Consider the following 20,014-nt stretch of genomic DNA (forward strand, 5'->3'; position numbering starts at 1 on the left):
TCTCATGCAGGACAGCTTTTTCGACAAGGCCTATGCCATGGCCGATCCCGACGAGACCCGTGCGCTTTATGACGCCTGGGCGGCCAGCTATGACGCCGAGATCGCCGCGAATGGCTATGCCACGCCGGGCCGCGTGGCCGATGCGATGTTCCGCTTCGCCAAGTCGCCCGAGGCGCCGCTGCTGGATTACGGCTGCGGCACGGGCCTGTCCGGTCTGGCGCTGAAACTCGCCGGTTTCACCACGATCGACGGCATGGACCCCAGTCACGAGATGCTGGACGGCGCAAGGCGCAAGGCCGTCTACCGGACCCTGACGCCGATCGACCTGTCGGCCTCCGATCCGATCCCGGAAGGCGCTTACGAGGCGATCACCTGCATCGGCGTGATCGGCACGGGCGCGGCCCCGGCCTCGACCCTCGACCTGGTGATGCACGCGCTGCCCAAGGGCGGCTTGCTGGGCTTCAGCCTGAACGACCACGCGCTGGCCGACCCGCAATACGAAGGCGCGCTGAATGGCTGGCTGGATCGCGGCGCGGCCAATGTCCTCTTTCGCGAGCACGGCCCCCACCTGCCCGGTCAGAACATCAATTCCACCGTATACGTCATTGAAAAAGAGTGACTTTCAGAACTCGATTTGCCCCGTCTCCGACGGGTCCGCTGCATCTGGGTCACGCCTTCTCGGCGCTCTTGGGGCATGACATGGCGCGGGCGCGCGGCGGTGCGTTCCTTTTGCGGATGGAAGACACCGACCTGCAACGCAGTAAACCGGAATGGGATGCGCAGATCCTCGACGACCTGACCTGGCTGGGGGTGTCATGGGACGAACCTGTCTTGCGGCAGTCCGAACACCTCGACAGCTATGATCCCGCGCTGCACCAGCTCGAGGCGATGGGCCTGCTCTACCCCTGTTCGTGCAGCCGCAGCCAGATCCAGGCCGCGCTCGCCGCCCCTCAGGAGGGCGTCACCCACGAGGTCTATCCCGGCACCTGCAAGCACCGGAGCATGGCAAGCCGCCAGCCCGGCGACGCCCTGCGCCTGCATCTGGACAGGGCATTGGAGCATTTCGGTGGCCTCTATCCCGACTTCGAGGATACCGGCCCGTTACACGCCGGCACGCATCGGATCGACCCGGACCAGGCGCAGGCCGAGATCGGCGACGTGGTCCTCAGCCGGAAGGGCGAAGACATCGTCGCCTATTTCCTCGCCTCCGCGCTCGATGACATCCGGCAGGACATCACCGACGTGGTGCGGGGCGAAGACCTGTTCGGCTTCGTGCCGATCCAAGTCATCCTGCTCAGCCTGCTGGGCCACGCGATCCCGCGCTACCACCACCATCGCCTGATCCGCGACGAGGATGGCAAGCGCCTGGCCAAGCGCGACGACGCCCGCAGCATCGCGACCTACCGCGAGGCGGGAAAGAGCCCGGCGGATATCCGCGCCATGGTTGGGTTGTGATGCGCCCGTCTCTTCACTGTTCCAAAAATACTCACGGCGCGACAGGCGCCATTAGCTCGACCTCGAGCCCCTCTTGCACGCCGGTGTAAAAACAGCTGCGCCGGTTGGTGTGGCAGGCCGGCCCGGTCTGGTCGACCAACACCAGCAGGCAGTCACGGTCGCAATCCACCCGGAACTCCACCAGCTTCTGCACGTGACCCGAGCTTTCGCCCTTGATCCAGAACGCCTGACGCGAGCGGCTCCAATAGGTGACGCGGCCCGTCTCGAGCGTTCGGGCCACGGCCTCGGCATTCATCCATGCCATCATCAGCACCTCGCCGCTGGCCGCATCCTGCGCGATGGCCGGGACCAGACCCTGGTCGTTGAAGCGCAAGCTGGAAACATCGAATTCCATGTCAGAAAACCTTTTGCCTTGGCGGTGTCAGCCCTTATCTATGGGTTCAACCAAGAAAGGGAAAGCCATGAGCGGCGAGACCGACCTGATCAAGCTTTACTCCGCGCGGATTCTGGAACTTGCCGCCGACATCCCACATCACGGGCGGCTCGATGCGCCGGATGTGACGGTCAAGCGCCGTGCACCGCTTTGCGGATCAACCGTGACGGTGGACCTGAAAACCGACGGCGACCGCATCACCGACTACGCCGCCGAGGTGAAGGCCTGTGCCCTGGGCCAAGCGGCGGCGAGCGTCGTGGGCGGTGGCATCATCGGCTGTAGCTACGATCAGGTGGTGGCGGCGCGCGATGCGCTGAAAGCCATGCTGAAATCCGACGGGCCCACGCCTCCTGCGCCTTTTGACGGCTTGGAAGTGTTGCGCCCCGCGCAGGATTACAAGAACCGCCACGCGTCCATCATGCTGACGCTCGAGGCTGCCACCGAGGCGATGGAAGAGGCCCGCGCCACCGCCTGAGAGTCTTCGTGCGAAGACTCTTGTCAGCGCACCACTTCGATCGTCGCGTGATCCACGCCGTAGTCTTCGCGCAGCCTGTCACGCACAGCCTGCTTGACCGTCTCGGCATCATGCCCATCGGCGACCGACAGATCCAGCGTCGCCATTGGGCGTTCCTGCGTGACCTGCCAGGCATGAACGTGGCTGACCTCGGCCACGCCCGGCACATCCCGGGTCAGAGCCTCGGCCACCTCACGCCGGTCAAAGCCTCCGGGCGCTCCTTCCAACAGGATATGTCCGCTCTCGCGCACCACTTTCAGCGCCGAGCGCAGGATGATCACCGCCACCAGCATTGACAGGATCGGATCGATCGGCATCCAGCCGGTCCAGAGGATCACCAGCGAGGCGACAATGGCTGCAACCGAGCCCAGCAGGTCCCCCGCCACATGGAGCGCGGCCGCACGGATGTTCAGGTTGTCACTGTCCTCGCGTGTCAGCACCCAGAAGGACGCGATGTTCACCACCAGCCCGGCCAGCGCCACCCAGAGCATCAGCCCGCCCAAGACCTCGACCGGTTGCGCCAGCCGCCGTATCGCCTCGATCACGATCCAGAGCGCGATGGCAAAGAGCGTCAGCCCATTGACGAAGGCCGCAAGGACCGAGAACCGGTCGTAGCCATATGTCCGCTTCCAGTCGGCCGGCCGCCGCGCGATGCGGAACGCGAACCAGGCCAGCATCAGCGATGCGAAATCGGTCAGCATATGCCCCGCATCGGCCAGCAGAGCCAGCGATCCCGAGAGGATCCCGCCGACAAGTTCGGCCAGCATGAAGCCGCCCGTCAGGGCGGCGGCGATGGCGATGGTGCGTTCCTTCTTCGGAACGTGGCTGTGCCCGTGGGCGTGGGAATGGTCGTGCATGGTCCTGTCCTTGCGCACTCAGCCTGTCACGGGGCGCGCACGGCTGCAATCGAGCGCGTCCAAGAGTCTTCGTACGAAGACTCTTGGGGGGACGTGCGCAAAAAAACCGCCGCGCGCTGGAACAGCGGCGGCGGAAGGAATGCGTGATCCGCTTTGGCGCGTCGTGTCCGGGGAAGAGGCAACAACCCCGGGACAAGGGGACAGTATCGGGCCGCGTCAAGGGGACAGGAGACGCAAGCGCGACGCGCGCGGGATATACGCAGGCAGAAACGGTTACATCAGTCCCGGCAGGTAGAGCCCGCCAACCAGCGTGACGACCAGTGCCGCACCACCGATGAAATCACCGAGCAGAGTGTCAGCGGAGCGTCTTGCGGCGGTCTTGATCTGGGTCAGCATCGGAAGGGTCCTCATTGCCGTTAACTTCTGTTGCCCCTTTGTTCTCATTTCGGAAACCCTTTGTAAAGAACTTTATGAGAACATTTGCGAACTTTTGGAGACATTCCACCTCAAGCCCCTGATGCAGAAGCAAATTTCAGATTCAAATTTTCTTTGAACTGCCGACCGATCCGCTCCGACTACCGGTTACCAATCTTAATTCAAAGGGGAGTGAAACCATGTCGGACAAGGATCACAAGAAGTGGATCGACATCCTTTCCATGGGCACGTCGGCGCAGCGAGAAGATGGCAGCGACGTGTTCGACCCACCCGAGAGCTTTCTGCTCTTGCCAGCCGTGCAGATTGCGCCCAAGGACCCGGCCACCGACGCATTCGACTTCAAAACCTCGGACAGCGGCGACGAAGCGGCTTTCGATGTCGCGGACGTGCCGGTGACCAGCATCCAGACCGGCGGATCGGGCAGCGACGATCGGGACGTGCTCCCCGAGCCCGAGCCGGTCCCGAATTTCGGCATGACCGATCACTTCGATTTCATTTAAGTGTCGCGGCCCGATCTATCCGACGGACAAGAGCCGGATCGCTTCGTCCTGGCCCATCAACCACAGCAGAACGCGGGCGGCCTGCCCGCGCTCTGACTGCAATTCCGGGTCATCCCCAAGCAGCTTGCGCGCGTCGGACTGCGCCGTGGCCATCAGCCCTGCCTGCGCTTCCATGTCCGCCACGCGAAAGCGCGGCAGGCCGGATTGCGCCGTGCCGATCAGGTCGCCGACGCCGCGCATCTCGAGGTCCACCTCGGCGATGCGAAACCCGTCCTCGGTCTCGCGCATCGTAACCATCCGGCGCTGGCCGCCTTCGGACAAGGGCGCCTGGTACATCAACAGGCAGGTCGATTGGGCCTCGCCCCGGCCCACCCGGCCGCGCAGCTGGTGCAGCTGTGCCAGACCGAAATGCTCGGCCCGTTCGATCACCATGATCGAGGCGTTGGGCACGTCCACCCCCACCTCGATGACCGTGGTCGAGACCAGGACGCTCGTCTCGCCCCGTTGAAAAGCGGCCATCGCGGCGTCCTTCTCGGCGGGCGGCATCTGGCCGTGCACCAGCCCGACGCGCCCCTCGCCCAAGGCCGCGCGCAGATGCTTGAACCGCTCCTCGGCGCTGGTCAGATCCATCACCTCGGAGTCCTCGACCAGCGGGCAGACCCAGTAGGCCTGCCGTCCCTCGGTGATGGCGCTCTTCAGGTGCTCGACCACTTCCTGCATCCGCGCCATGTTGGTCAGCGCGGTCTTGATCGGCTTCCGCCCGGGCGGTTTCTCGTCGAGGATACTGACATCCATGTCGCCGTATTGCGCCAAGGCCAGGCTGCGCGGGATCGGCGTGGCGGTCATCACCAGAACGTCCACCGCAGTGCCCTTGCGCCCCAGCTCCAGCCGTTGCCGCACGCCGAAACGGTGCTGTTCGTCCACCACGGCAAGGCGCAGGTCGTTGAACTCCACATCCTGCTGAAAGACGGCATGGGTGCCCACCAGGATCTGGATATCGCCGCGCTTCAGCGCCTCCAGCTTGGCCCGCCGCTCCGCGCCCTTGTCGCGGCCCGTCAGCAGTTCCAGCACCACGCCGGCGGACTCGGCCAGCGGCCGCAACCCTTGCAGGTGCTGCCGGGCGAGGATCTCGGTGGGGGCCATCATCACCCCCTGCCCGCCCGCCTCGACCGCGACCAAAAGCGCCATGAGTGCCACCAACGTCTTGCCCGCGCCCACGTCGCCTTGCAGCAAACGGTTCATGCGCAAGGGCGCGGCCATGTCGGCACTGATCTCGGCAATCGCCCGGGTCTGGGCACCGGTGGCGGTATAGGGCAGCGCCGCACGGACCCTGGATTGCAACGTGCCGGTCGCCTCGCTCACCCGTCCCTTGCCGCGCCGCATCTTGGCGCGCGCCAGCGCAAGGGTCAGCTGATGCGCCATGAACTCGTCATAGGCCAGCCGCGTGCGCGCCGGATCCGTCGCGGCGAGGTCGCCCATGTTCGTGGGGCTGTGGGCGTGGTCCAGCGCCGCATGCCAGTCGGGCCAGTCATTTTGGGCCTTTTGCGACGGGTCGATCCACTCGGCCAGATCCGGCGCGCGGGCCAGCGCAGATCGCACGGCCTTGGCCATGGTCTTTTGCGTCACGCCGGCGGTCAGCGGGTAGACAGGCTCGAAATCGGGGATCTCGCCCGCCTCTTCCACGGGCAGGATGTGATCGGGATGCACCATCTGCGCCCTCCCGTCGAAGAGTTCCACCTTGCCCGAAACCACCCGCCGCGCGCCTGTCGGCAAAACGCGATTGAGGTAATCGTCGCGGCCGTTGAAGAACACCAGTTGAAAGGCGACCTGGGTATCCTCGACCTGTATACGATAGGGCCGCCCGCGCGATCGGGGCGGGTCATGCCGGCCGACCAAGACCTCGACCGTCACGGTACCCGGGAGGTCCGCGCCCTGCACCGTGTCACGCTTGCGCCGGTCGATGCCGGAATGCGGCAGCGTGAACAGAAGATCGCGGGGGCGCGAAATATGCAGCGCCTCCAATGTCTTGGCGGTCTTGGGCCCAACACCTTCCAGCGTCTCGAGGTCCGCGAAAAGCGGAAAGAGGATTTCCGGCCGGGTCGTCATGCGTCGCCGATCAGCTCCAGCCAGCCGTCTTCGTCGAGTGTCTCGATGCCCAACTCCGAGGCTTTCTTGGCCTTGCTGCCCGCCCCCGGCCCGGCCACCAGCAGGTCGGTCTTGGCCGACACCGAGCCCGAGACCTTGGCGCCCAACGCCTCGGCCCGGGCCTTGGCTTCGGCGCGGGTCATCTTTTCCAGCGTGCCGGTAAAGACGACCGTCTTGCCCGCGACGGGGCTGCCATCCGTCGCGGGGGCCGCGGCCTCTTCAATGGTCAGATGTGCCGTCAGCCTGTCGATGCTGTCCCGCTCATGATCCTGCGCGAACGCGGTCACCAAGCTGCGTGCCATGACCTCGCCCACCCCGTCGATGGCCAGAAGGTTGTCCCATTCCGGGCCTTCACAATCTTTCGCGGCGTCCATCGCTTCGGTGAAGGTATCCCACCGGCCGTAGCTGCGCGCGATCAGGTTGCTGGCCTGCTCGCCCACGTGACGGATGCCAAGCGCGAACAGGACCCGGCCAAAGGGGATCGCCCGCGTGTCCTCGATGGCCTGAAACAGGTTCTCGGCGCTTTTCTCGCCCCAACCCTCGCGGTTCTTCAGCTGCTTCACGCCGCTGCCGTAGCGGTCCTTCAACGTGAAGATATCGGCAGGCTCCCTGATCCAGCCGTCGCGATAGAACTGCTCGACCTGTTTCGCGCCCAGACCTTCGATGTCAAAGGCCGCCCGCGAGACGAAATGCTTCAATTTCTCGACGGCCTGCGCCGGGCAGATCAGCCCGCCGGTGCAGCGGCGGACGGCGTCGCCCTCTTCGCGGATCGCCTCGGAGCCGCATTCAGGGCACTCGGTCGGAAACACGTAAGGTTCCGCGCCTTCAGGCCGCTTCGACAGGTCCACATCGGCCACTTTCGGGATCACGTCCCCGGCACGGTAGACCTGTACCCAGTCACCGATCCGGATGTCCTTGCCGCCGCGGATCTCCTGCCCCTTGCTGTCGCGCCCGGCGATGTAATCCTCGTTGTGCAGGGTTGCATTGCTGACCACCACGCCGCCCACGGTCACGGGGGTCAGCCGGGCCACGGGGGACAGCGCACCGGTGCGGCCCACCTGGATCTCGATGTTTTCCAAAGTGGTCCAGGCCAGCTCGGCGGGAAATTTATGCGCCGTGGCCCAGCGTGGCGTCGTGCTGCGAAAGCCCAGTCGGCGCTGCAGGTCGAGGTCGTTGACCTTGTAGACCACGCCGTCAATGTCATAGCCCAAGCTGGCGCGCTGTTGCTCGATCTGGTCGTAATGCGCCTGCATCTCTGCCGGGCCGTCGCACAGCGCGGTCAGCGGGTTGGTCGAAAACCCCAACTCGGCCAGCTGGTCTATCGCGGCCATTTGCGTGCCTGCCAGCGCTTCGCTGACCTCGCCCCAGGCATAGGCAAAGAAACGCAACGGGCGGGACTTGGTGATGCTGCTGTCGAGTTGGCGCAGCGATCCCGCCGCGGCGTTGCGCGGGTTGGCGAAGGTCTTGGTCCCCGCCTCGGACTGCCGCGTGTTCAGCGCCTCGAAATCGGCGTGGCTCATATAGACCTCGCCGCGCACCTCCAGCACGTCGGGCGCGTCTTTCAGCGTCACCGGAATATCGTCGATGGTGCGGGCATTGGCGGTGACGTTCTCGCCCACCGCACCGTCGCCGCGCGTGGCGGCCTGGACCAGTTTGCCCCCCTCGTAGCGCAGGCTCAGGCTCAGCCCATCGATCTTGGGTTCGGCGGTGTACTTGAGCGGTGCATCGGCAGCGAGGCCGAGATAGCGGCGGATGCGGTCGTCGAATTCCACGACCTCGGCGTCGTCAAAGACGTTTGACAGGCTGAGCATCCGCACCGCATGCGTGACCTTGGAAAAGCCGTCGGCCGGGGCCGCCCCGACCTGGTCGCTGGGGCTGTCGTCACGTTTCAGGCCGGGGAATCGCGCCTCGATGGCGGCGTTGCGGGCCTTGAGCGCGTCGTATTCCGCGTCGCTGATCTGCGGCGCGTCGTCCCGATGATAGGCATCATTGGCCTTCGCCAGCACGTCGGCCAGGCGGGCCAGCTCTTCGCGGGCCTGCGTTTCGGTCAGGGAGTCTACGGGTGTTTCGGCGGTCATGCCCTGTTCTCTGTCTTGCTGCCGGTCGGCTTCTTTCCCGAAGTGTTAATGCCTTTCTTGCCAAAGCTGAATTGCAGATTTTCATTCAAGGCCCCGACCGCGCCCGTCAGAAGCGGAAAACGCATCTTGCCGCGCGTACCCGACAGGCCCGTCCTGATGGTCTGCCGGTCGCCACACGCGAAACCGGGCCCGGCATGGATGCCGGACCCGGACAGCTGGAGGGCCGTGTCGTAACTGCATTCCGTGTCAGGCCGGACACAGTATCGCCACCGCGTAAGGGCGCGATCCAGCAGGATCGGGATTGCCTGACAGGTCTGCCGCCTCGGGCCTCAGGCGCCCACGGCGAGCCGTGGTCCGTCACCTTTTCCCTCTGTCGGCTCCGGGTCGCGCAGGACATAGCCGCGGCCCCAGACCGTTTCGATATAATTGTCGCCGCCCGTCGCCTCGGCCAGCTTCTTGCGCAGCTTGCAGATGAAAACGTCGATGATCTTGAGTTCCGGCTCATCCATGCCGCCGTAAAGATGGTTAAGGAACATCTCTTTCGTCAGGGTCGTGCCCTTGCGCAGGCTGAGAAGTTCCAGCATCTGGTATTCCTTGCCCGTCAGGTGCACCGTCTTGCCGGCCACATCGACCGTCTTGGCGTCGAGGTTCACGTTGACCTTGCCGGTGCGGATCATCGACTGCGAATGTCCCTTGGAGCGGCGTATGATCGCATGGATCCGCGCCACCAGTTCCTCGCGGTGGAAAGGTTTGGTCAGGTAGTCGTCGGCGCCGAATCCGAAGCCCTTGATCTTGTTCTCGGTATCGTCCGCGCCGGACAGGATAAGGATCGGCGTTTCGATCCGTGCAAGCCTGAGTTGCCGCAGCACCTCGTGTCCGTTCATGTCGGGCAGGCCCAGATCGAGCAGGATCAGATCGTAATCGTAAAGCTTGGCAAGATCGATCCCCTCCTCGCCGAGGTCCGTGGTGTACACGTTCAGGTTGGCATGGGTCAGCATCAATTCGATGCTCTTCGAAGTATTGGGATCATCTTCGATCAAAAGAACGCGCATTCGTTAATCTCCGCTTATATCCTTGTCCGTCCTGATATTCCGGGAAATTGGTTAACCGGTGGTTACTCTAGAAGAACAATTAGCGCGCACTACTTTAGGTTGTCGACTCATTTTGCGACAGTGACCTTCAATCCGTGTTCCCCGTGCCGGGAAACGGCGTCCAGCCACTCGTTGAATTCCTCGGGGCTGATCTGGTACATGTCCTGCGCCTCGGCCTGTGTGATCAGGCTGTGGGCCACGGCCCTGACAACCTGAAGTTTACGCGACGCCACCCATCGCTGCGTGTCCGGTGGCGGAAGGTCCGCGCGCGTCATGACCGTGCCATCGGGCAGCGTCACGGCGCGGGGGCCTTCGACTTTCTTGAGATACATCCTGGTTCACCCCTTACGATATCACCGGGCCAACATTCCGGAATTGTCCTTAACGCCGGGTGAAACGGCGCGGGCCGAATGCATCGGATTTTTCTAAAAGCGCGTCCTGCAAGGGCCCTCGGAGCGCGGGCGGGTTGACACTGGCGTCGCGACAGGCCACACCGCGCCCTCTTCACACGCGCCAGATCGCCCCTATATTCGGCGAAACCGGAGCCCTGCCATGCCGCTCGATCCTGAACTGAACTCGCTTGGATTTCCCAAGGCCCCCGCCGACACACGGGTCGTCGTTGCCATGTCCGGCGGCGTCGACAGTTCCGTCGTGGCGGCGCAGCTGGCCGAGGAAGGCTATGACGTGGTGGGTGTGACTCTGCAGCTTTACGACCATGGCGCGGCACTGGCCAAGAAGGGCGCCTGCTGTGCCGGGGTCGACATCCACGATGCCCGCCGCGTGTCCGAGGAAATGGGCTTCCCTCATTACGTGCTGGATTACGAGAACATCTTCAAGGACGCGGTGATCGACGAGTTCGCCGACAGCTATCTTGCGGGTGCGACGCCCGTGCCCTGCATCCGCTGCAACGAGCGGGTGAAGTTCAAGGACCTTCTGGAGACGGCGAAGGATCTCGATGCCGATTGCATGGCGACGGGGCATTATATCCAGCGCAAGCTGGGCGACCGTGGGCCGGAGCTGCATTGCGCGGCGGACGCCAATCGCGATCAGAGCTATTTCCTGTTCTCGACCACGCCGGAACAGCTGGACTTCCTGCGCTTTCCGCTGGGGCACCTGCCGTCCAAGGACGCGACACGGCAACTGGCGGCGCGCTATGGACTGCCCGTGGCGGACAAGCCCGACAGCCAGGACATCTGCTTCGTGCCAAACGGCAACTATGCGTCGGTGATCGAAAAGCTGCGTCCGGGTGCCGCCGAGCCGGGCGAGATCGTCCATGCCGATGGCCGCTTGCTGGGGCGGCATGACGGCGTGATCCACTACACGATCGGTCAGCGCCGGGGCCTTGGCATCGGCGGCCTGGAAGAGCCGCTTTACGTGGTGAAACTCGACGTCGATACGCAGCGCGTGATCGTCGGACCCAAAGATATGCTGGCGACCCGCACCGTGCCGGTGCGCGAGATCAACTGGCTGGGCGACGAGGATTTCCAGAGCCGTCCCGAGTGGCACGTGTCGGTCAAGGTCCGCTCCACCCGCCCCCCGCGCGAGGCGATCATCCGCCCCACCGGGCCGGACACGGCGGAGGTCGAGCTGATGGTGGCCGAGGAAGGTGTTTCACCCGGGCAGGCCTGCGTGTTCTACGAAACCGAGGGCAGCCGCATTCTTGGCGGTGGCTGGATCTGGAAAGGCTGACCGCGCGGCTCAGGCCGAGGCGCGTATGGTCGCGAGCGGTTCAGTGTTCCGCGGATCGGTCCGGCTGTTGCGGTGATAGGACGAACAGGGCCAGTCATGCGGATCGCTGACAAACCCGTGGCGCACCGGATCGGTCCAGCAATGGCGTCGGAATGTTTCCATCTCGGCGCGGGTGCGGATCGGCTCGATCTTGTCATGCGGAGACCACAGATGCGCGCCGCCCGCCGCGATCTGGCTGGGGGTCATCGCTCTTTTCGAAACGCACGCCGCGAATCTTGCCTTGATCGTGGAAAGCCGGATGGAAAGATCGCCGTCTCGGAAAGGCAAAGTCAGGACTGCGTGCAAGTGGTCGGGCAGAACGACCCAGGCGTCGACTTCGAATGGCCAAAGGTCGCGGACAATCCGCACCGCGCCCTGCAAGTGCTCGATTTCATCGACCAGTGTCGTGGCATCGGGCTCGATCAGGGTCAAGGTCACGAAACTCGTTTCGCCACGGCGGCGGAGAGGAAGAAGCTGTACCATGCCCCCGAACCTGCGCGATTCCCGTTAATGGACGATTGACGCGGGTGCGCGATCCGTTAGCCGGGCATCCGGTCCAGCACCGCGCGGGCGGCACGCAGGCCCGGATCCTCGCCGCCACGGCCCAGCCGTTCCATCGTCAGGCGCATCGCGTCGCGCTGCGGGCCCGGATTGTCGAGCATGTCCAGAACGCCGGGTGCGATGAGATCCGCGCGACACCGCTCGCCGTTGAACTCGGGGATGGCGCGGGTTTCCGACACCAGGTTGACCAGCGTGAGCGTGTCGATGATCAGCATCCGGCGGATGATCTCGCGAGTCAGCCACGCCGCGTCATAGGCGATGACCATCGGCGCGTCGGCGGCGGCCAGTTCCAACGACACGGTGCCCGACGCCGCCAGTGCACCTTGAGCACAGCCAAAGGCCGCGGCTTTGCGCCGCTTGTCGGCCAGAACTTGCCCTGTCGGCACGACCACAACCGGGGCGCCGGGCCAGTCGGCCACAAGCTCCGTGACCTGTTCGGTGCGCGCCGCCACGGTCGGGATCACCAGTCGCAACTCGGGTTTCGCCGCGCAAACCTGCCGGATCGCCTCTCCGAAAATCGGGCCGAGACGCGCCACTTCACTGCCGCGCGACCCGGGCAGCACCAGCAGCACCGGCGCGTCGCCCAGGCCGTGATCAGCGCGGAACCCCGCGATTTCCGCTTCGGACGCGGGTTCATCATTTACCACCGGATGCCCGACGAAATCGCAGTCCACGCCCGCGGCCTCCAGGTAGGGCGGCTCGAACGGCAGCAGCGCCAGGACCTGGTCGATGACCTTTGCCATCTTGTCGGCCCGCTTGGGCCGCCACGCCCAGACCGAGGGGGCGACGTAATGCACGGTGCGCAGGTCGCTGCGGTCCTTGATGATCTTCGCCACGCGCAGGCAGAAATCCGGGCTGTCGATGCTGATCACCACGTCGGGCGCATAGTCGATCGCGGCTTGGGCGGTTTCACGGATGCGGCGCTTGAGGTGGAAATACTTGGGCAGGATCTCGACCAGCCCCATGACGCTCAACTCTTCCATGGGAAAGAGCGACGTGAACCCCTCGGCCTGCATCTGGTCGCCGCCCACCCCTGCGAATTCCACGTGCCTCAGCGATTTCAGGCCCGCCATCAGCGCGGCCCCCAGCCGGTCGCCCGATGCCTCGCCGGCGATGACGAAGACCTTCATGCCCCGCCCCGTGGCCGCACCCACAGGAACATGCCTTGCGCGCGCAGCACTTCGGCCACGCCCTCGGGGTCGAGCAGCATCACGCCGCCTGCCTCGATCACGATGCCCGCCAGCCCGGCCTCGGCGGCACGCATCACGGTGCCAAGGCCAATGAGCGGCATGTCCACGCGCAATTCCTGCCCCGGCTTCGGCGCCTTGTAGAGGAGGCCGCCATCGCTGGTGTCCTCCGCCGCGCGCGCCTCGGCCACCGGGCCGCTCAGCCAGTCGGCAACGCTGTCGAGCATGTCGCCCATCATCTCGAACGGATCATGCGAGACGCCGTGGTCCGGGGTTTCGGGACAAAGATCGCTCAGCATGGCATCGGTTCCGCGGGCGTCCTCGCGGGCGATCACCTTGCCACCGCGCACCACCACGGCCTGCCCGGCATCGGCCGCGGCCAATTCGGCCAGCGCCGCCTCTGCCACGGCAATATCTTGCTCCACGCCGTCCGGCAACGTCCCGGTCAAACCCTCGGGCGGCAGCAGCGAGGGGTCGATATCGGCCGCACCGATAACCTCGATGCCGGCCTCTTCGAAAATCTCGGTGAAAATACGCAGCGTGCTGTCATCGCCGGAATTGCTCAGCGCCGCCTGCACCTTGGGCACCAGCGGCATTGTCGCGGCGTCGATCTGAGACGGGTCGATCGGCGGGCGGCGCATGGCCCCGGCCATGCAGATCCGGGTGACGCCAATCTCCTTGGCGGTGGCGATGAAGGTTCCCAGCGTTTCGAGCCGAAAGCCAAGCCGCGGCACCTCGCCTTTCACATCCGAGGGGAACTGCTCGATCTCGCAGACGACCGGCACCTCGCCACGGGCCAGCAGAACCCGCACCAGCTGCGGTGGCAGGCCACCCTGCCCGGCGATCAGCGCCAGCGTCATCGGCGCCTCAACCCGCGCCCGGGGTCAGGAAGGACCGGTCGCTTTCGGCCAGCACGAAATCCACGATCTGGCGAACATATGCGCTCTCGGTTTCCTCGCCCAGTCGGCGGGCGCGGTCCTGGAATGCGCCTTCGCCTTGCGCCAGCATCTGGAACGCGGCGCGCAGCGCGGTGATGTCCTTGCGGGCCACGCCGCGCCGCTTGAGCCCGACGAGGTTCAGACCGTCCAGATGTCCGCGCGGCGCCTGGACCAGGCCGTAGGGAATGACGTCGTTGGTCACCATGGTGACCGCGCCGATGATCGCGCCCTGCCCGATGCGCACCCATTGGTGCACGCCAGAGAGGCCGCCGATGATCACGTCATCCTCGACCACGCAATGCCCGGCAAGGGCGGCGTTGTTGACGATGATCACCCGGTTGCCCACCTGCACGTCATGGGCGACGTGACAGCCGGCCATGAAAAGCCCGTCATCGCCCACGCGGGTGATGCCGCCGCCGCCCTCGGTGCCGGAATTCATCGTGACATGCTCGCGGATGCGGTTGCGCTGCCCGATCACCAGTTTCGTCTTCTCGCCCGCGAATTTCAGGTCCTGCGGGATCTCTCCGATACAGGCGAAGGAAAAGATCACCGTCTCGTCCCCCACCTGCGTGTCGCCGGTGACAACCACGTGGGATTTCAGAACCACGCCATCGCTCAGGCGGACGTCGGGGCCGACATGGCAGAACGGGCCGATCTCGACCCCGGCGCCGATCTGGGCGCCCTCGTCAATGACCGCACTTGGATGAATGCGCGTCTCGGGCATGCGGCTTACTCCTTCGGCATGTCCATCATGGCGGTGAAATCCGCCTCGCAGGCCAGTTCGCCCGCGACCGTCGCCTCGCCGTGGAAACGCCAGACCTTACCGCCCGGCTTGCCGCGCGTGGTGTTCACCTTCAACTCCAGCACGTCTCCGGGGACCACCATGCGGCGGAACTTGCAGGCCTCGATCGCCATGAAATAGACCAGCAGCTCGCGGTCCTCCATTTCCAGCGCGGCGCCCACCATGACGGCGGCGGTCTGGGCCATCGCTTCGACGATCGTGACACCGGGCATGATCGGCTTGGCGGGAAAATGCCCTTGGAAATGCGGCTCGTTCATCGTGACGTTCTTGATGCCGCGGGCGGATTGATAGCCGTCCATGTCCACGACCTTGTCCACCAGCAGGAACGGATAGCGATGCGGGATCAGGCGTTGGATGCGTCCGATATCGGCGCTGTCGAGGGACGTGGTCATGAGGGGTCTCTTCCTTCTGCCTTTGGCCGTGAACAGAACCTGCCCGCGGTGTCCCCGCTTAGCAACTTGGAGTCAGCGGGGCAAGCGCGGCGGCGGTCCGGACGGCTATTCCGCGGGGGCGTTTTCAGGGTCGCTGTCGCGCTCACTGTCTGGGTCGTTGCCGGGCTCAGGTTCCCTGTCGGGAGTGGCATCCGGGGCGTCGGATGCACCCTCGTCCGTGCCGGCGTCGCCCGCGTCCTGCGCGGCGGGGCCCAGCGTGGCGTCGATGCGCTGGACCGCGGCGCTGGTGATGTCGACCACGTCGGCCTGAAGCAGCACAGTGCGGCGATCCATCACCACCGCGGCCCCGGCCTCGCGCATCAGTTCGACCAGAACCGGCTCGACCCGGCGCATGAAATCAAGGGGCGCGCGTTCGCGGTTGCGCTCGTGCTCGCGCACACGGCGCTGGCTGTCGGCGCGAATCGTCTGGACCCGTTCGTCGAAGGCGTCGGCAAGGTCTCGGAATTCCTCGGGCGAGGTGGTGTCGCGCTGCTCGGTCAGGGCAAGCTCCTCGGCCTCGAGCTCGGCCTCCAGCTTGCGGTTGAGGGCGATCAGGTCTTCGCGCTCTTGCTGAAGCTGGGCGGTGATCGCCTGACCCAGGCGGGTTTCCTCGAACAGGCGTTCGGGGTCCACCACCAGGATATCGCTTTGCACCACGCCGACGCTTTGCGCCGCCGCGGGCACGGGGCCGCCGACGAGCCACCCCGGGGCCGCCAGCAGGGCCACCGACATCAGCAGGGCCCGTAGCGGTGTCATGTCAGAATTCCGTGCGGACCGTGATATCGAACTCGCGCTCGATGTCGCCCGGCTCTTTCTGAAGCGCCTTGGAGAAGTTCAGCCGCAGCGGACCGAACGGCGATTCCCAGAACAGGGACAGGCCAACCACGTGGCGCGCATTGAACCCGGTGGATTGCGCCGCGCCGATCGTATCGACATTCCAGATCGCGCCGACATCGTAGAACGCGCCGCCCGACAGGCCGAATTCCTCGGGCGTGCCCAGCGGAAACTCCACGTCGAACTTGGCCACGGCAAAAAGGTTGCCGCCCAGATGTTCGCCATTCTGGATCGGGCCCATGCCGTTGGAATCGAAGCCGCGCATGACCTGACCGGTATAACGGTCGATGGCGCGGGACCGATCACCGCCCATGAAATCCAGCGCACCCGCCTCGAGAGAGGCACGCAGCGTGATCTCTTCATTAAAGGCAAGTCTTTGCGCGGCCACGCGCATGGAGTACTTCATGAACTCGAGGTCGCCACCAACCCCGTTATATTCTACGCCCGCATCGAGCAGAACGCCGGCATTGGGGTTCAGTCCCGTGCGCCGCGTGTCGAAGACGACGCGCGCGCCGACGCCGCTGGTGAAAAAATCACCTTGCGCGACTTCCGCGGCCAGCGTGGGTGAGACGCCGACATAGTCGTCCATCTCCTGGTAGCCGGCCTTGTAGTAGAGTGTCAGACGGCTGTTCTCGGCAACCGGGAAGGTCAGGCTGGGCTGAAGCACGCCCTGGACTGTGTCATACAGCGCGTTGTTGCCATCGGTTTCCAGCAGCGAGGTCTGGATCGCGAATTCGACGTCCCGGCCCAGGAAGGCCGGTTCAGCGAAGGCAAGGTTGTAGTTGGCAGTGTCGGCCGAGGCCGAGATCTGCGCCGTCACCCGCTGGCCGCGGCCCAGGAAGTTGCGCTCGGAAAAGCCCAGCGTCAGGCCGAAACCGCCGTCCGAACTATAGCTGCCACCGAAGGACAGCGTGCCGGTGGTGGTTTCCTCGACATCCACGTCGACCACGACCTGGCTGGGGTCCGACCCTTCGCGCGCGTTGACTTCCACGTCCTCGAAGTAGCGCAGCGCGCGGATGCGCTCGGCGGCTTCGCGGATCTGGCGGGGGTTGAAGGGGTCGCCCTCGACGGGTGTGAACTGGCGGCGGATCACCCGATCCAGCGTGGTCGTATTGCCCTCGATGTCGATCCGCTCGACGAAGACGCGTGGACCACGCACCAGCATGAACTCGATATCCAGCGTCAGGTCCCGTTCATTGCGGGTGATGACCGGCTCGACCCGCAGGAAATCGACGCCCCGGCGGATCGCCAGCCGTTCCATCCGCGCGATCGAGTTCTCGACCAGTGTCGGCGAATAGACCACGCCCGAGCGGATCCGCAGCACGTTCTGGTAATCGGCGGCATTGGCCTCGGGAATCTCGCTGGTCGTCGTGATCTGCCCAAAGCGGAATTGCTGCCCTTCCTGCACATTGAAGGTCACGAAATAGCCGTCACGTTCCTGCGCAAGCTCGGCATTGGTGCCGGTGACACGGAAATCGACATAGCCACGGGACAGGTAGAAATCACGCAGCACCTGCTTGTCGAATTCCAGTCGCTCGGCATTGAACGTGTCGCGCGCGACGATGGCGCGCAGGATACCCGCCTGCTTGCTGTCCACGACGCGGCGCAGGCGGCGGTCGGAATAGGCCCGGTTGCCGACAAAGCTGACGCGGTTCACCTCGATCGCACCGCCTTCGAAGATCTCGAAGACAAGGTCGATACGGTTGTCGCTCCGCCGGATGACCTTGGATTGAATGCGGGCCGATACGCGCCCGTTCTCTTCGTAGGCTTCGGTCAGGATCGCGACGTCGCGCTCAACGCGGGTGGGGCTGAAAACCTGGCGCGGTTCGCTTTCGATAAAGCTTTGCAGGTCGGGGTCCTTGATGCGCCGGTTGCCCTCGAAGGCGATGCGGTTGATCGTCGGGTACTCGATAACCCGGATCACCAGCGTGTTGCCCTGCGGAATGACCTGCACGTCCTCGAAAAGACCGCTGGCGCGAATACGCTGCGCGGCATCGTTCAACTGACCGGCGCTGATCGTCTCGCCACGGGCGATGCCCGCCTGGCTGAGTATCGTACCGCCCTCGATCCTCTGGTTGCCCTCGATGGACACGTTGGTGAAGCGATAGCTTTGCGCCTGCGCCTCGGTGGCGACGGACAAGGCGGCGGCCAGCAGGCCGACCGCGAAAAGCAGCGAAAGAAAACGGTGTGTTGAAAAGAGCCCTGAAAAGCGCTTCGTCCCCAACCCGATCGACAGTTTCATAAGCGATCCCAATCAGCCATCCCAGTGGGCAAAAGCACTACCGTCTCCGTTGGGGGTTGTCAAAACGAGTATGGGAGATTTTTAGAGATTGCGTCCTCTTGGCCGCAGGCCGGGCGCCACGCCTCAGAGCGAACCGACGAAGGCGCCAGCCCAAAGGGCGACGGCGATGGTGGCAAGATAGAGAATCCGGTCCCAGTTGAGGTTCACCAACAGGGTCATCCCGCGATATCCGTTCAGAACATGTTGCATTTGATTCCGGGCTTTCGATTCGTATTAGGTCAGACGCTACCCGCAACTTTTCGATTTCATTGTGACGATAGTCGGGCAGGAATTGTGGTAATTCCATGGCGGCGGGCCCGCGCCGCGCCCTGCCCCGCGACGCGCCCCCCCGGGGCGGCGTCGCAAAACAATCCGCTCAGGGACAGAAAATGTCGTTGAACAAGGCGAACAGCATCACCCCCAGAACCAACGTCAGGCCCACCGTCATCATGAGCCGCAGCGCCCGGTCGCTCGGCGGGCGTCCCGCCACGGCCTCGTAGGCGTAGAACACCAGGTGCCCCCCATCCAGTACCGGGATGGGAAACAGGTTCAGCAGGCCAACGGCCGTCGACAGGACCGCGATGAACCAGATGAAGCTGTCCACGCCCTGGCTGGCCATGGCGCCGGACACCTCCGCGATGCCGATGGGGCCGGACATGTTGCAGCTGCTGATCGCGCCCGTGATCATGTGATACAGGCCCGAGATCGAGCCCGAGATGACCGCCCAGGTCTGAGCCAAGGCGCCCGACAGGGATTCGCCGAATCCGCGCGGCCCGGTCTGAAGCTCGTAGGGCAAGCCGCCGACGATGCCGATCCGCCAGTTGGTCTCGAACCCGCCGTCTTCCTGCGGCTCGTCCACCCGGCGCGGCGTCAGGTCGAAATCCATCACCTCGCCGTCGCGCCACACGTCCAGAGCCAACGTCGCCCCGTCCGAGCCCTCGACCACGTCCTTGAGCTGATCGAAGGCATAGATATTCCCGCCGTCGAGGCCGACGATCACGTCTTCCTGCTTCAGCCCCGACTCGAAGGCCGCCGAGCGCGGCGACAGCTGTGTGACCAACGGCGGCTGCGGGTGCGGGCCCATCGCCTCGACGATCTCGCCATCGCGGCGCACCTCGTAGGTCAGCAAAGGTTCCTGCGGCAGAGCATCGATGAAGGCGCGGAAGGCGTCCTCGTCGGCTTGGTCCATGTTGATCATCGTGGGGATCTCGCGCCCCTCGATCGCCAGCAATTCGTCGCCCTGCTGAAGCGTGACACCATCGAACGGCAGCGGGCGCAAATCCGATATCACGTAAGGTTCGGTCACCTTGCCCTGGCTCATCATGATGGCGCCGAAGACAAGGATCGACAGGATGAAGTTGAAGACCGGCCCCGCCGCCACGGTCAGCGTCCGCGCCCAGAGCGGCGCGCCCAGCATGGTCTTGCGTTTCATCTCGGGCGGCATTTCGGCGACGCTGCCGTCACTGGTGCCGCTGGCGGCATTCGCGTCGCCCATGAACTTGACGTAGCCGCCAAAGGGCAGCGCCGCGAGCTGCCAGCGTGTGCCGTGCTTGTCCACGCGGCTGAACAGAACCGGGCCGAAACCCAACGAGAAGACATCCGCCTTGATCCCGCACCAGCGCCCGACGATGTAATGGCCGTATTCATGAATCGCCACGATCACCGACAGGGCGGCGAAAAAGGCCAGAAGCGTCAGCGCAAGGCCGCCGAACTGCGGGAGAAAGTTTATTCCGTCCAAGGTTTT

21 protein-coding genes are annotated in these 20,014 nt (G+C 64.8%); 5 read left to right on the top strand and 16 right to left on the bottom strand.

What is annotated here, in order from left to right; translation table 11 throughout:
• Positions 1 to 4 precede the first annotated feature (4 nt).
• Both C2I35_RS01555 and gluQRS read left to right on the top strand, forming a co-directional pair.
• On the top strand, positions 5 to 619 hold the full coding sequence (locus C2I35_RS01555) for a class I SAM-dependent DNA methyltransferase (protein ID WP_103761269.1): 615 nt from the start codon (positions 5 to 7) through the stop codon (positions 617 to 619).
• The gene (gene gluQRS, locus C2I35_RS01560; RefSeq protein WP_103761270.1) at positions 616 to 1,455 is read left to right on the top strand and encodes a tRNA glutamyl-Q(34) synthetase GluQRS; all 840 of its coding nucleotides are present in this window, start codon (positions 616 to 618) and stop codon (positions 1,453 to 1,455) included. The genes C2I35_RS01555 and gluQRS overlap by 4 nt, the downstream gene beginning before the upstream one ends.
• Before the next feature lie 31 nt (positions 1,456 to 1,486).
• Here gluQRS and hisI read toward each other — a convergent pair whose 3' ends face one another.
• Positions 1,487 to 1,849 (bottom strand): phosphoribosyl-AMP cyclohydrolase, encoded by a 363-nt coding sequence (gene hisI, locus C2I35_RS01565; RefSeq protein WP_103761271.1) that lies wholly within the window; start codon positions 1,847 to 1,849, stop codon positions 1,487 to 1,489.
• Positions 1,850 to 1,916: 67 nt separating this feature from the next.
• Between hisI and C2I35_RS01570 the strand changes: the two genes are divergently transcribed.
• Complete coding sequence (locus tag C2I35_RS01570) at positions 1,917 to 2,363, top strand: iron-sulfur cluster assembly scaffold protein (RefSeq protein ID WP_103761272.1); 447 nt, start codon at positions 1,917 to 1,919, stop codon at positions 2,361 to 2,363.
• Between the two features lie 23 nt (positions 2,364 to 2,386).
• Here the strand turns inward: C2I35_RS01570 and C2I35_RS01575 are convergent, their stop codons facing one another.
• The gene (locus tag C2I35_RS01575) at positions 2,387 to 3,259 is read right to left on the bottom strand and encodes a cation diffusion facilitator family transporter (protein WP_103761850.1); all 873 of its coding nucleotides are present in this window, start codon (positions 3,257 to 3,259) and stop codon (positions 2,387 to 2,389) included.
• Between the two features lie 273 nt (positions 3,260 to 3,532).
• Positions 3,533 to 3,670, bottom strand: coding sequence for a hypothetical protein (locus tag C2I35_RS22040; protein WP_170067078.1), 138 nt, complete (start codon positions 3,668 to 3,670; stop codon positions 3,533 to 3,535).
• Between the two features lie 203 nt (positions 3,671 to 3,873).
• Between C2I35_RS22040 and C2I35_RS01580 the strand changes: the two genes are divergently transcribed.
• On the top strand, positions 3,874 to 4,194 hold the full coding sequence (locus tag C2I35_RS01580; RefSeq protein WP_103761273.1) for a hypothetical protein: 321 nt from the start codon (positions 3,874 to 3,876) through the stop codon (positions 4,192 to 4,194).
• Positions 4,195 to 4,209: 15 nt separating this feature from the next.
• On the opposite strand, the gene recG is transcribed toward C2I35_RS01580, so the two are convergent.
• From recG to sciP, 4 genes are all read right to left on the bottom strand, one after another.
• On the bottom strand, positions 4,210 to 6,300 hold the full coding sequence (gene recG / locus C2I35_RS01585) for an ATP-dependent DNA helicase RecG (protein ID WP_103761274.1): 2,091 nt from the start codon (positions 6,298 to 6,300) through the stop codon (positions 4,210 to 4,212).
• Positions 6,297 to 8,417, bottom strand: coding sequence for an NAD-dependent DNA ligase LigA (gene ligA, locus C2I35_RS01590; protein WP_103761275.1), 2,121 nt, complete (start codon positions 8,415 to 8,417; stop codon positions 6,297 to 6,299). Before ligA ends, recG begins: the two co-directional genes overlap by 4 nt.
• 329 nt (positions 8,418 to 8,746) lie before the next feature.
• On the bottom strand, positions 8,747 to 9,469 hold the full coding sequence (gene ctrA, locus C2I35_RS01595) for a response regulator transcription factor CtrA (RefSeq protein ID WP_103761276.1): 723 nt from the start codon (positions 9,467 to 9,469) through the stop codon (positions 8,747 to 8,749).
• A gap of 107 nt (positions 9,470 to 9,576) precedes the next feature.
• Complete coding sequence (gene sciP, locus C2I35_RS01600) at positions 9,577 to 9,840, bottom strand: CtrA inhibitor SciP (protein ID WP_103761277.1); 264 nt, start codon at positions 9,838 to 9,840, stop codon at positions 9,577 to 9,579.
• A gap of 220 nt (positions 9,841 to 10,060) precedes the next feature.
• Here sciP and mnmA point away from each other — a divergent pair, with 220 nt between their 5' ends.
• Entirely contained in the window at positions 10,061 to 11,197 is a 1,137-nt protein-coding gene (gene mnmA, locus C2I35_RS01605) for a tRNA 2-thiouridine(34) synthase MnmA (RefSeq protein ID WP_103761278.1), read from the top strand.
• Between the two features lie 9 nt (positions 11,198 to 11,206).
• Here mnmA and C2I35_RS01610 read toward each other — a convergent pair whose 3' ends face one another.
• The 9 genes from C2I35_RS01610 to rseP all read right to left on the bottom strand — a co-directional run bounded on the left by C2I35_RS01610 (position 11,207) and on the right by rseP (position 20,008).
• The gene (locus C2I35_RS01610; protein WP_103761279.1) at positions 11,207 to 11,719 is read right to left on the bottom strand and encodes an REP-associated tyrosine transposase; all 513 of its coding nucleotides are present in this window, start codon (positions 11,717 to 11,719) and stop codon (positions 11,207 to 11,209) included.
• Between the two features lie 56 nt (positions 11,720 to 11,775).
• Positions 11,776 to 12,927, bottom strand: coding sequence for a lipid-A-disaccharide synthase (gene lpxB, locus C2I35_RS01615; protein WP_103761851.1), 1,152 nt, complete (start codon positions 12,925 to 12,927; stop codon positions 11,776 to 11,778).
• On the bottom strand, positions 12,924 to 13,844 hold the full coding sequence (locus C2I35_RS01620; RefSeq protein WP_103761280.1) for an LpxI family protein: 921 nt from the start codon (positions 13,842 to 13,844) through the stop codon (positions 12,924 to 12,926). Before C2I35_RS01620 ends, lpxB begins: the two co-directional genes overlap by 4 nt.
• A 7-nt stretch (positions 13,845 to 13,851) precedes the next feature.
• On the bottom strand, positions 13,852 to 14,646 hold the full coding sequence (gene lpxA, locus C2I35_RS01625; protein WP_103761281.1) for an acyl-ACP--UDP-N-acetylglucosamine O-acyltransferase: 795 nt from the start codon (positions 14,644 to 14,646) through the stop codon (positions 13,852 to 13,854).
• A 5-nt stretch (positions 14,647 to 14,651) separates the two neighbouring features.
• Positions 14,652 to 15,116, bottom strand: coding sequence for a 3-hydroxyacyl-ACP dehydratase FabZ (fabZ, locus tag C2I35_RS01630; protein ID WP_103761282.1), 465 nt, complete (start codon positions 15,114 to 15,116; stop codon positions 14,652 to 14,654).
• Positions 15,117 to 15,221: 105 nt separating this feature from the next.
• Positions 15,222 to 15,911, bottom strand: a complete 690-nt coding sequence (locus tag C2I35_RS01635; RefSeq protein ID WP_245890362.1) for an OmpH/Skp family outer membrane protein — start codon at positions 15,909 to 15,911, stop codon at positions 15,222 to 15,224.
• Between the two features lies 1 nt (position 15,912).
• Entirely contained in the window at positions 15,913 to 18,231 is a 2,319-nt protein-coding gene (bamA, locus tag C2I35_RS01640) for an outer membrane protein assembly factor BamA (RefSeq protein ID WP_103761283.1), read from the bottom strand.
• Between the two features lie 123 nt (positions 18,232 to 18,354).
• Positions 18,355 to 18,480: a hypothetical protein gene (locus tag C2I35_RS22565; RefSeq protein ID WP_261391182.1), complete on the bottom strand. Its 126-nt coding sequence runs from the start codon at positions 18,478 to 18,480 to the stop codon at positions 18,355 to 18,357.
• 166 nt (positions 18,481 to 18,646) lie between these two features.
• Positions 18,647 to 20,008 (bottom strand): RIP metalloprotease RseP, encoded by a 1,362-nt coding sequence (gene rseP, locus C2I35_RS01645; protein ID WP_103761284.1) that lies wholly within the window; start codon positions 20,006 to 20,008, stop codon positions 18,647 to 18,649.
• Positions 20,009 to 20,014: the final 6 nt, after the last annotated feature.

Source organism: Roseovarius confluentis (assembly GCF_002917925.1).
Classification (GTDB): Bacteria; Pseudomonadota; Alphaproteobacteria; order Rhodobacterales; family Rhodobacteraceae; genus Roseovarius; species Roseovarius confluentis.